Below are 14,070 nucleotides of genomic sequence, written 5' to 3'. Positions count from 1 at the left end.
TCCAGCTTTTTAATCCGATTCCTACAAAAATCATCCCAAGGCTGGAACTAGAATTCTGTGACCTTTCAAATGGAAGTTTACCACACTGTAGTTTAACACAGTAATTCCATTCATATAAAATCATTCAGCATTCATGACTGAAATTAATTTGAATAGTGCAACAAACATTAATATTATTCAAAATGAATATTTTCGAATAATTCGATTTCCTCCTCTTCTTCATGTTGAAAGACTTCCATTTTTAATTCTCTAATACAAATGTAAGAATCCGTTGCAATAACTTTGTTAAGTTCACAAAATCCTTGTAGCAATCTCCTTGCCGTCCCATCATCAAATAAATCACGGCTATACTCTAAAGATAAATGTAGACCTTGTTGGGTTTCGACAACAACCATTGTCAAATCCATTTTCGTTGTCGAGTTATCTTGTTCAACGGTTCGGAGCTCAATATCTCCTAAATGGACTTTCGATTGCTCCATATTCTGCAGCACCAGCATTGTGTCAAACAAGGGGTTGCGACTCTGATCCCGTCGGATGTTCAGCTTCTCTACCAATTCTTCAAACGGATAGTCCTGATGCTCAAATGCCTTCAGTGTCTGTTGCTTCACGTCATGCACGAAGTCCATGAACCGCTTATCCCCGGACGGAGCGTTACGCAGTGCCAGCGTGTTCACAAACATTCCAATCATTGGCTCTGTATCACTATGTGTCCGTCCCGATACCGGTGTGCCGACCACAATATCAGTCTGTCTCGTGTACTTATGCAGCCACACGTTATATGCGGCCAGTAATACCATGTACAGTGTTGCTCCGGTTTCGGTGACGATCTGCTTCAGTCCATCCATTACGTCTGCATGAATCTCTGCATGAACCCGTCCGCCTTCACTGCTTGGTTTCGTCGGACGCATCCGGTCGGTCGGCAACTCCAGGACTGGTGCTTCCTCTGCATAGACTGACAGCCAGTATGCCTCATGTGCTTTCATCTGCTCTACCCCGAGCGTTCCCTGTTGCCACACCGCGTAGTCCTTGTACTGGATCTGTAGGGGTGCCAGTTCCTCCCCAGCATATGCAGCCATAAAGTCCGACACCAGAATACTCATCGACACGCCATCCGACACAATATGATGCATGTCCCACATAAGCCAGTATCGGTCTTCTGCTAATCGCAGCAGCTGAGTCCGCAGCAGAGGTCCCTTATCCAGCGCAAATGGTCGCACAAAATTATAGAGGAGTTCTTGGGCCTGCGCTTCATCGGTGGTATCTCGGAATCCCCATTCCAACGACACGTCTTCGTATACCTGTTGTCTCGGTTCACCGTTGATCCATATGAACGACGTGCGTAGCGATTCGTGGCGAGCGATGACCGAACGAATCGAATGTTCCAGCCGATTCGCATCGACCTGCCCGCTCAGTTCCACGACACCCGGCATGTTGTACCGCGTGCTCTCCGGGTCCATCTCATGCAGCACATACAACCGCCGTTGGGCTGACGAGAGCGGGTACGATGCCTGCACTGCCGCTGACTCAATCCGGCCGTAGTAGCTTTCGTCCGCACGGCGCACATATTCCGCCAGCGCCTTCACTGTTGGTTGTGCGAACAGCTCCCGGAGCGGCAGCTCCACCGCCAGCTGCTGATGGATGCGTGACACCAGCATCATCGCTTTCAACGAATGACCACCACGTTCGAAGAACGAGTCACCAATGCTGATTTCATTTACCCCCAGCACTGCTGCGAATAGATCCACTAGTTGCGTCTCTAACGCATCCCGCGGTGTTTCATAGACATGGGCCTTTGCTTCCCGGTCAGGCACTGAAAGTGCTTTGTGATCCACTTTGCCGTTAGTGTTGAGTGGAATATGATCCAACTCAACAAAATAGGAAGGGATCATATAGTCTGGCAGTTGTTCCGCTAAGTGCGCCCTCAGTTCCGCAACCGAGACTGTTTCGTCGCTCACAAGATATGCGCACAAGTATGCTTGTCCTGGCTCATCCTCACGTGCCATCACGACCGCTTCGCGGATATACGTTTGCGCGAGGAGCTGCGTTTCGACCTCCCCGCACTCAATACGGTAGCCGCGGATCTTTACTTGCTGGTCAATCCGTCCCAAGTATTCCAGGTTTCCATCTGACAACCATCTCGCCAAATCTCCGGTCCTGTACATTTGTTTCCCCGGCTCGAACGGGTTGTCTACGAATTTCTCCGCCGTCAGCTTCGGCTGGTTGAGGTACCCACGCGCCAGACCTTCACCTGCGATACACAACTCGCCCGCGACGCCAATCGGCTGCAACATGTCTTGGCTATCCAAAATATAGACCCGTACATTAAACAGCGGTTTCCCTATCGGGACGGTCCTCAACCCTTCTGCTGCCTTTTCGGCTGGCCACATCGTAGCGCATATTGTTATCTCCGTCGGCCCATATGCATTGATTAGATTAACGTAAGGGCTCCATTTGCGGACCACCTCCTGCGGACACGTGGACCCCGCGGGGATGACCGTTCTCAGTGAACGAACTTGCTCCGGGTCCATCTGCATTAAGTACGCAGGCGGCAGAGTGATTACTGTAATACCATTTTCTCGGATGTATTCTTCGAATCGATCGATGTGATGGATTACTTCAGTCGAAACTGTATGGAGCTGTGCACCATTACACAGGCTCATCACCATTTCCCATACGGACACATCAAACGAGAGTGAAGCAAATTGGAGAACCCGATCATCCTTTGTAACCTGTAGACTAAGTTTAAAGACAGATGTCAAGCTTGCCACACCTCGGTGCTCGATCATAACTCCTTTCGGCCGCCCCGTAGAGCCCGAAGTGTAGATGACATATGCCAGATGCTCTGGCCTGCTGATCGCTTGTAAGTCACCGTGGTCTAAGCTATTTTGCTCATTCTGCATTTCAAAGGTCGTATCTGCTTCGGTTCTTGTTATAGTCGTCAGTCCAAGCTTGGCTCCTGCAAATGCAGTTTCGGCCAGCAACTTCTCATGGCCTACTAGCCACTGGCTACCGCTGTCCTCCAACATGTAGCGAATGCGTTCAACTGGCAGTGCTGGATCAATTGGCAGGTACGCCCCGCCAGCCTTCAAGATACCGAAAATTCCGACGATCATCTCCACCGATCGTTCCGCTATAATCGCCACGATCCGATCCGGCCCCACACCTTGTTTTCGCAGGGTCCATGCCAGCTGATTCGCACGCACATTCAGCTCTGCATAGGTCAGCTGCTGATCGCCGTACACCACCGCCACCGCATCCGGCGTCTTCTCCACCTGGGCTTCAAACAACCCATGGATCGTTGCTTCCCGCGGATAATCCGCCGCTGTGTCATTGAATGCATGCAGCTGCTGCTTCTCCTCTGGCGTGACCAGCGCTATTGAACCCACCGGCCGCTGCACATCTACCAGCATGTGCTGTGCAATCTCTCGGATATGTCCCTCCATTCGCCGGATGAACGCTCCCTCGTATACCTTGGCGTTATACCGGAATTCAATCGATAACGCTTCGCCCGGCACTAACACCACCGTAAGGTCATAGTTCGTCTGCTCGTATGCTTCAACGTCACGGATCCCAAACGTAGCTTCGTCCCTCTCACCTGCTTGGCCCATCACCTCGGCGATCGGATAGTTTTCGAATACCAAAATGTGGTCGATCAACCCTTGCTTCAGTGGGCTCAGCCCTTGAATCTCATACAGCGGGTAATGGCTGTGCGCTTCTGACGTCAGCGCCGCATCCTGCACCTGCTGTAGCAGCGTCAGTACGCTCTGCCCCGGCGTACTACGGATTCGAACCGGCGTCGTATTGATAAACAGGCCAATCATCTGCTCGATCCCCGGCACTTCCGCCGGTCTTCCCGATACGACGGCACCAAATACGACATCCTCGCTCTGGTTGTACTTTTGCAATAGCACTCCCCAGATGGTCTGCATCACCGTGTTCACCGTCACCTGCGCCTCGCGTGCCAACTGCTCCAGCCCGCGGGTCAGCTCCTGATCCAGACGGAAGGCATGGTTCTTGATTCCCCCATGCTCGCTTTTTCCCGACGCTCGTGGCACACCCGTCTGTTGCTCATAGGTCGCCAAGTACTGGCTCCAGTACTGCCGCGCCGCGTCCCGGTCCTGCTGGTTGAGCCATTGCACATAGTGGCTAAATGGCTCTACGGGCCCTAGCTCGATCGGCTGGTTCGTTTGTAACCCCCGATAAATCGCCATCAGCTCCTGCGTCAGAATACTCAGGCACCAGCCGTCCATGAGGATGTGATGGAAGCTCCAGATGACATGCTGACCTCCATCTTCCCCAAGCACAAGTGTGACACGCATTAGTGCATCCTGGCTCAGGTCAAAGCCGCGTTGCCGATCTGCCTGCTTCATCGACTCCAGATCCGCTACCTGATCCCTCACCTGCAGATCCACTTGTCGTTCCTGCAACACTACCTGTACCGGTCGTCTCACCTGCTCGCTTGTGAACGCCGTACGCAGCATCTCATGCCTTTCCGTTAAACGCTCCAAGCTGGTCTTGAACACGGCAACATCCAGCCTGCCTTCCACCCGGAACGTAAACTGCTCGAAATACGTCGTCGCGTCTGGATCCAGCTGGGCATGAAACAACATGCCTTCCTGCATCGGCGTCAGCGGGTAAATGTCTTGCACCTTATAAGCATAGGTTTGCTGCAAGTCGCTCGCTTCCTTCGGTTCCACATCCACCAAACGGAAGTCACTCGCGGTCTTTTCGCTGTGCGTCTGTTGAATGCAGTGGGTCATCAGCCGCCGGAGTTGCGCTATGTACCGCGCCATCCAGCCTTCCACCATTTCTCTCCGGTACGTGTCCGCCGCATAGTCGCACGTAAACACCAGCTCTCCACCGATCACCATCCCGTTCATGCTCAGCTTGTACTCGCTCGGGCGGGTGGGGTCGATGCTGCTACTTGTCCCGTACACTGACGATTCAAATACATCCGTGGTCACGTCCCCATCGAACTGACCCAAGTAGTTAAAGCAGATCTCTGGACGAAGATTGAACTTCAGCTCCCGCTTGTGCTCCGCTGCCGTCAGATACTTCAGCACGCCATACCCGAGTCCTTTGTTCGGCACGCTACGTAGTCCTTCTTTCACCGCCTTGATACAGTCAGACAACGCCTCGCATGCCCCCAGGTCCAGCAAGGTCGGTACCATCGTCGTAAACCAGCCGACCGTACGGCTGACATCCACCCCTTCTCCGATCTCTTCCCGGCCATGCCCTTCCAGATCCACCATAAACCGCTCTTCGCCAGTCCATTCCTGCAGCGCCAGGCCCAGCCCTGTAAGCAAAATGTCATTGATTTCCGTATTGTACGCCCGGCCTACCTGATTCAAGAGCTGCGACGTTTCCTCCTGTGATAGCTGGATCGTAACTACTCCGGCGGTTTGGCCACCCACGAGCCCTTCATCCACGGGAAGTGCCGCAAAGGGCGTCTGCTCCATTTGCCTCCAATAATCGATTTCATTCCGCTGGGCCTCGCTGTCCGCATAGCGCGCCAATACCGCCGACCACGTCTGGAACGCGTCTGTCTTCTCCGGCAAGCGAATCTCCTCGCCTCGCTCCGCCTGTTCATACCCGGTCTGTATATCTTCGAACAGGATCCGCCACGATACCCCGTCCACCACCAGATGGTGGATCACGATCAGCAGATGATCCCCCTCTCGGGTTTTCATCAGCCCCAGGTGCATCAATGGCCCCTGCTCCAGATGCAATTTCCGCTGCAAACGGTCGGCTTCCGCCGGGATGCGTGTATCCAAATTTGTCTCGCTGCGCAAGTCAATCACGTCCAGACCAAAACTTGCCTCGGTCAGCCCGAGATTCCACTGCACGATGCCCTGAACTTCTTCCCGGTACCTCATCCGCAGTGCATCATGATGCGTGACGATCCGTTCAAACACACGCCGCAGGATGCCTTCATCGAATCCGGCCCGGCGATGCAGCATAACCGCCTGGTTATAATGATGTGGCAGCTGCACCGTACCCTCCAACAGTCTCTGCTGGATCGGCGTTAATCCCACTTCGCCTTCAACTGGCCCCTGATTAATCTGGTGGGCCAGCGGCTGCACATGCGAGCTTAGTTCCAGAATCGTCGGATACCGGAAGAGATCCCGGATTGCCAGGTGCAACTGGTGACCTCGCAGCCGCGCGGCGATCTGGACGGCTTTGATCGAATCCCCGCCCAGTTCAAAGAAGTTGTCTTGTATCCCGACTTGTTCGATTCGAAGCACGTCCTGCCATATCGTGACCAGCACGGCCTCTGTCTTGCTCCGCGGCGCGGCGTATTCCCTTGCTGCCTGCCCTCGATCTTGCGGCGCCGGCAGTGCTTTGCGGTCTACCTTACCGTTAGGGGTCAGCGGTAGCTTCTCCAATCCCACAAAGTACGACGGGATCATGTAATCCGGCAGTTGTGCCGCTAAATGTTCCCGTAGTTCTGCAACGGGAACCACTCCATCGGTCACGACATACGCGCACAAGTACGCCTGACCTTGCTCATCCTTCTGATCCATGACGACCACTTCCCGGATATACGCATGTGCTAGAAGCTGCGCCTCAATCTCCCCGCACTCGATCCGGTAGCCGCGGATCTTCACCTGATGGTCGATCCGGCCCAAGTACTCCAGATTGCCGTCCGACAACCATCTCGCTAAATCGCCTGTCCAATACATTTTCGTCCCCGGCTCAAACGGGTTGTCGACGAATTTCTCCGCCGTCAGCTCCGGCTGGTTAAGGTACCCCTGAGCGAGACCCTCACCTGCGATACATAGTTCACCCGCGACACCCATCGGCTGCAGCTGACGATGATCATTCACAATGTATAGCTGCGTATTCGCAATCGGCTTACCAATCGGTACAGACCCTTCCGCAAAGGTCGAAGCACTATCATAATACGTGACATCCACCGTGGCCTCTGTCGGCCCGTACAGGTTGTGAAGTGTTGCTTCACTTCCCTCCATGAGCTTATAAAAGCCGGTCACATGATGCGGCTTCAACGCTTCGCCACTGGCAAAGACACGGCGCAAGCTGCCGAGCTGCTCTCGGTTAAACGCATCTCCAGCCTGCTCCAAAAAGACGCTCAGCATCGATGGCACAAAATGCATCACCGTGACCCCATGATGTTCAATTCCTTCGGCAAGTACCACAGGATCTTTCTCCCCCTGCGGCGGAAGCAGGCAAACCCGGGCCCCGGTCATGCCCCACCAAAACAGCTCCCACACCGAAACGTCAAATGTAATCGGCGTCTTCTGCAACAGAACGTCTTGTTCTCCAATAGGGTAGCGGTTTTGCATCCAGTGCAGACGGTTAATCACTGCCCGATGCTCAATCATGACCCCTTTCGGGTTCCCGGTGGTTCCCGAGGTATAGATCACATACGCCAAATGCCCCGAATCCAGATTTAGCGGCGGATTGACCTCGGATGATGCTTCTCCTCCAGGGTTCAACTCGATGACCGTGCCTTTAAATCCACATGGATCCAGGCCAGGTTGAACGAGCAGCACAGCCGCGCCACTGTCCTCGAGCATATACCGGATGCGCTCCGCAGGTAGCGATGGGTCGATCGGCACGTATGCCCCGCCAGCCTTCAAGATACCGTAAAGCCCGACCATCAGTTCCAGCGAGCGTTCCGCCATAATCGCCACCATGCGGTCTGGTCCTACACCTTGCTCGCGCAGCGTCCACGCCAGCTGATTGGCCCGTGCATTCAGCTCCGCATAGGTCAGCTGCTGGTTACCGAATACAATAGCCACCGCATCTGGTGTCCGCTCAACCTGCGCTTCGAACAACCCATGAATCGTTGCTTCCCGCGGATATTCCGCCGCTGTGTCGTTAAATCCGTGCAACAATTGCTGTTTCTCCTCTGGGGTAACCAGCTCATACGTTCCAATCCTTGCTTCCGGCTGCGCTGTGATTTGGGACACCAGCTGCACAAAGTGCATCAGGTACCGCTTGGCTGTCGCCTCGTTAAACAGCGTGCTGCTGTATTCCAGCACTAGCTGCAGTCCTTGATCAATCTCCGTAACGTTCAACGTTAAGTCAAATTTCGTTGTCAGGTGGTTGAGCTCAACCGGACGAACCTTTACGCCCGCCAGCTCAAATCGTTCCTGCTCCATGTTCTGCAGCACCAGCATTGTATCAAACAATGGGTTGCGGCCCAGATCACGACGCACATCCAACTTCTCCACCAATTCCTCAAACGGATAGTCCTGATGGTCAAATGCCGCCAGTGTCCGTTCCTTCACTTCGCCTACGAAGTCCATGAATCGTTTCTCTCCCGACGGAGCGTTACGCAGCGCCAGCGTGTTCACGAACATCCCAATCATCGGCGCCATATCCTCATGCGTCCGTCCGGCCACCGGGGTCCCGACCACCATGTCTGTCTGCCCGGTATACTTGTGCAGCCACACGTTATACGCCGCCAGCAGCACCATGTACAGCGTTGCTCCCGTTTCATCCGCTATTCGTTTCAGCGCTTCTACGGTCTTGGCATTCACTTCCGTATGGACTTGCCCGCCTTCGCTACTTGGCACCGCCGGACGTATCCGGTCGGTCGGCAGTTCCAATACCGGTACTTCCTCGGCGTAGACCGATAGCCAGTACGCTTCATGCGCTTGCATCCGCTCCACCTCAAGCGTGCTCTGCTGCCACACGGCGTAGTCCTTGTACTGAATCCGCAGCGGTGTCAGTTCCTCTCCCGCATATGCCGTCATGAAATCCGACACCAACAGGGTCATCGACACCCCGTCCGACACAATATGGTGCATGTCCCACACCAACCAGTAGCGGTCTTCCTCCAGTCGCAGCAATGCAGCTCGGAGTAACGGCGCCTGTTCCAGCGCGAATGACCGCACGAACCGCTCACTGAACTCACGTGCTTCTGCTTCGTCTACTTCCCGGTAGATCCACTCCAACGGCACGTCTTCATGCACCTGTTGTCTTGGTTCACCGTCTACCCAGATAAACGACGTGCGTACGGATTCGTGACGATGGATGACCGACCGAATCGCTTGTGCCAGCCGATCTTCGTCGATCTTTCCGGCTAGTTCCATCACGCCCGGCATGTTGTACCGCGTGCTCGCCGGATCCACTTCATGCAGTACGTATAACCGCCGCTGCGCTGACGACAGCGGGTACGATGCCTGCGCTGCCGCGGGCTCGATCCGGCCGTAGTCGCTTTCTTCCGTGCTACGCACATATTCCGCCAATGCCTTCACTGTTGGTCGTGCGAACAACTCCCGCAGGGGTAGTTCCACTGCCAATTGCTGATGGATACGCGACACCAGCGTCACTGCTTTCAGGGAGTGACCCCCGCGCGCGAAGAACGAATCACCGATACCAACCTCGTTGACCCCCAGCACCTCTGCGAATAGCTCTGCTAAGTGCGTCTCCAGCGCATCCCGCGGTGCTTCATAGGCTGCACTGTACGCCTCCCCATCCGGTATCGGCAGCGCCTTGCGGTCCACCTTACCGTTAGTGTTAAGGGGGATGGTCTCCAATTCCACAAAGTGCGACGGGATCATGTAATCTGGCAGCTGGGCTGCCAAGTGTTCCCGCAGTTCTGCAACTGGAACCGTTTCATCACTTACAAGATACGCGCATAAGTACGCCTCTTCTTGCTCATCCTTCCGGTCCATGACGACCACTTCCCGGATATGCGCATGTGCCAGCAGTTGCGCCTCAATCTCTCCACACTCGATTCGATAACCGCGGATCTTCACCTGCTGATCCATCCGGCCCAAATACTCCAAATTGCAGTCCGGCAGCCATCTAGCCCAATCTCCCGTCCGGTACATTTTCGTCCCCGGCTCAAATGGGTTGTCGACGAATTTCTCCGCCGTCAGCTCCGGCTGGTTCACGTATCCGCGGGCCAGACCCTCCCCTGCGATGCACAGTTCACCTGCGACACCCATCGGCTGCAGCTGCCCCTGATCATCCACAATGTACAGCTGTGTATTGGCGATCGGTCCCCCAATAGTTACGGTCTGCTCAGCGGTCACTTCCCGCACTGCGGACCAAATCGTCGTCTCCGTCGGACCATACATATTGAACAGTGCCGCCTTGGATTTACTTTGCAAATCTGCTAGCAAATCGTCGGGCCATGCCTCTCCGCCGACCAGTACTTCCGTTACGCCTTCCAGCCATGCTTCGCAGCCCGCCGATAACAGCATCTTCAGGCGCGATGGCGTCATCTGCACCATGTCGATACCCTGGCGCTCAATCACTCCCGCCAGCTGCCGCGGATCCTTCTGCTGTTCTTCGCTCGCTATCACGACTCGCATGCCTTGCGTAAACGCCAGCAGCGTCTCTACCACCGAGATGTCGAACGATAGCGTAGTTGCCAATAACATGGATTTGGCCGGAGCGAATGGGATCACTCCTGTCATCCCTGTCATGAAGTTAACCACAGAGCGGTGTTCAATCATAACCCCTTTCGGGTTCCCAGTCGTGCCGGATGTGTAGATCAAATACGCCAAATCACTCGGCCTTGCCTGAAGCACAAGATTCTCTTGATCTGCTGTTTTCTCGGCTTCTGCCAAGTCCAGCACTGTACCCGCAAATCCACATGAATCCAGACCAGGATCTAACAGCAGCACTACCGCACCGCTGTCCCTAAGCATATACCCGATGCGTTCAGCAGGCAGCGATGGGTCAATCGGCAGGTACGCCCCGCCGGATTTCAGGATGCCATAGAGCCCGACCATCAGCTCCAGCGACCGTTCTGCCATAATCGCCACGATACACTCTGGTCCTACACCTTGCTCGCGCAGCGTCCACGCCAGCTGATTCGCCCGCGTGTTCAGTTCCGCATAGGTTAGCTGCTGATCTCCGTATACCACCGCCACTGCATCCGGCGTTTTCTCCACCTGGGCCTCGAATAGTCCGTGGATGGTCGCTTCCCGTGGATATTCTGCCGCCGTGTCGTTAAATGCATGTAGCTGCTCTTTCTCTTCTAACGTGAGCAGATCATACGAGCCAATGCTCGCTTTCGGCTGCTCGATCATTTGGGACACGAGCTGCACGAAGTGCCTCAGGTACCGTTCCACCGTCTCTTCGTTAAACAACGCGCGGCTGTATTCCAGCGTCAGCTGCAGTCCTTGCTCACGCTCCACCACATTCAGTGTGAAATCAAACTTCGTAGTCGGGTGGTTCAGTTCCACTGGACGAACCTCAACATTCGCTAACTCAAAGCGCGGCTGTTCCATGTTCTGCAGGATCAACATCGTGTCAAACAGCGGGTTGCGGCTCAGATCGCGTCGCACGTTCAGCTGCTCCACCAGTTCCTCGAACGGATAGTCCTGATGCTCAAACGCCGCCAGTGTCCGCTCTTTCACTTCCCATACGAAGTCCATGAACTGTTTGTCCCCCGATGGCGCGTTACGCAGAGCCAGCGTGTTGACAAACATGCCGATCATTGGCTCCGTATCCCCATGGGTCCGTCCGGACACCGGTGTACCCACCACGATATCGGTCTGCCCGGTATACTTGTGCAGCCACACGTTATATGCCGCCAGCAGCACCATGTACAGCGTTGCTCCGGTCTCTGTCGCAATTCGCTTCAGCCCTTCGGCTACCTCCGCACTGATCTGTGTATGGACCTGCCCGCCTTCGCTACTTGGCGCCGCCGGACGTATCCGGTCAGTCGGCAGTTCCAGCACCGGCACTTCCTCCGCATAGACTGAGAGCCAGTACGCTTCATGTGCCTGCATCCGCTCCACCTCGAGCGTGCTCTGCTGCCACACGGCGTAGTCTTTGTACTGAATCCGCAGCGGTGCCAGTTCCTCCCCGGCATATGCCGCTAGGAAATCTGACACCAACAGGGTCATCGACACCCCGTCCGACACAATATGGTGCATATCCCACACCAGCCAGTACCGGTCTTCTGACAATCGCAGCAACTCAGCCCGCAGCAGCGGTGCCTGACCCAGCACGAACGGACGTACGAAACGCCGTGTGTATTCCCGCGCCTGAGCTTCTTCTACATCCTGGAAATCCCATTCCCATGTCACATCTTCGTGCACCTGTTGTCTGGGTTCACCGTCGATCCAGATAAACGACGTGCGCAACGACTCGTGACGAGTGATGACCGAACGAATCGCTTGTTCCATTCGATCTGCATCGACCTTGCCGGCGAGTTCTACGACACCCGGCATGTTATACCGCGTGCTCGCCGACTCCATCTCGTGCAGTACGTATAACCGCCGTTGCGCTGACGACAGCGGGTACGATGCCTGCGCTACCGCGGGCTCGATCCGGCCATGGTCGCTTTCATCCAAGTTGCGGACATAGTCAGACAATGCCTTCACTGTTGGTCGCGCGAATAACTCCCGTAGGGGCAACTCTACCGCCAGCTGCTGATGAATGCGCGACACCAGCGTCACTGCTTTCAGCGAGTGACCACCGCGCTCGAAGAACGAATCACCGATACCAACCTCGTTGACCCCCAGCACCTCTGCGAATAGCTCTGCTAAGTGCGTCTCCAGCGCATCCCGCGGTGCTTCATAGGCTGCAGTGTACGCCTCCCCATCCGGTATCGGCAGCGCCTTGCGGTCCACCTTACCGTTAGTGTTAAGGGGGATGGTCTCCAATTCCACAAAGTACGACGGGATCATGTAATCTGGCAGCTGGGCTGCCAAGTGTTTCCGCAGTTCTGCAACTGGAACCGTTTCATCACTTACAAGATACGCGCATAAGTACGCCTCTTCCTGCTCATCCTTCCGGTCCATAACGACCACTTCCCGGATATGCGCATGTGCCAGCAGTTGCGCCTCAATCTCTCCACACTCGATTCGATAGCCGCGGATCTTCACCTGCTGATCCATCCGGCCCAAATACTCCAAATTGCCGTCCGGCAGCCATCTCGCCCAATCTCCCGTCCGGTACATCCGTGTTCCCGGTTCAAACGGGTTGTCGACAAATTTCTCCGCCGTCAGCTCCGGCCGATTGAGGTACCCACGCGCTAGGCCGTCTCCCGCGATGCACAGTTCACCCGCGACGCCCATCGGCTGTACTTGCCGATTATCATTCACAATGTACAGCTGCGTATTCGCAATCGGCCCCCCAACGGTCACAGTCTGGTTTGCGGTCACTTCCTGTACCGCGGACCAAATTGTCGTCTCCGTTGGACCGTACATATTGAACAATGTGGCCTTCGATTGGCTTTGCAGATTAGCCAGCAGTTCCTCCGTCCAAGCCTCCCCGCCGATCAGTATTTCCGTTACCCTTTCTAGCCACGTCTCGCAGCCCGCTGACAACAGCATCTTCAAGCGCGATGGCGTCATTTGCACCATCCCGATACGCTCACGCTCGATTAGTGCCGCCAGTTGCTGAGGCTCCTTATGTTGCTCTTCGCTCGCTACCACAACTCGCATGCCCTGTGTCAACGCCAGCAGCGTCTCCACCACCGAGATGTCAAACGATAGCGTCGTCGCAAATAACATGGATTTTGCCGGAGCAAAGGGAATCCTTTGCGCCATCCCTGCAATGAAATTAACTACTGAATGGTGCTCAATCATGACGCCTTTCGGATTCCCCGTGGTCCCCGAGGTATAGATCACATACGCCAAATGCCCCGAATCCAGATTTAGCGGCGGATTGACCTCGGATGGCACTTCTTCTCCCGGGCTCAACTCGATGACCGTGCCTTTAAATCCGCATGGATCCAGGCCAGGTTGAACGAGCAGCACAGCCGCGCCACTGTCCTCGAGCATATACCGGATGCGCTCCGCAGGCAGCGAAGGATCAATCGGTACATAGGCCCCGCCGGCCTTCAAGATACCGTAAAGCCCGACCATCAGTTCCAGCGAGCGTTCCGCCATAATCGCCACCATGCGGTCTGGTCCTACACCTTGCTCGCGCAGCGTCCACGCCAGCTGGTTGGCCCGTGCATTCAGCTCCGCATAGGTTAGCTGCTGATTACCATACACCACTGCCACCGCATCCGGCGTCTTCGCCACCTGCGCTTCAAACAGTCCGTGGATCGTCGCTTCCCGTGGATACGCTGCTGCCGTGTCATTAAACGCATGCAGCAACTGCTGTTTCTCTGCTGACGTGACCAGC

General features: G+C 55.2%; 1 pseudogene. It reads right to left on the bottom strand.

The features are described 5' to 3' along the window. Positions 1–173: 173 nt before the first annotated feature. Positions 174–13,919 (bottom strand): annotated as a pseudogene (locus M1D71_RS03190) (amino acid adenylation domain-containing protein); the annotation flags it as partial. Between the last annotated feature and the right edge of the window lie 151 nt (positions 13,920–14,070).

The sequence above is a fragment of the Paenibacillus sp. Z3-2 genome (assembly GCF_054161325.1).
Note: the sequence above shows the minus strand (reverse complement) of the source record. Positions and strands in the feature narration are given on the sequence as shown.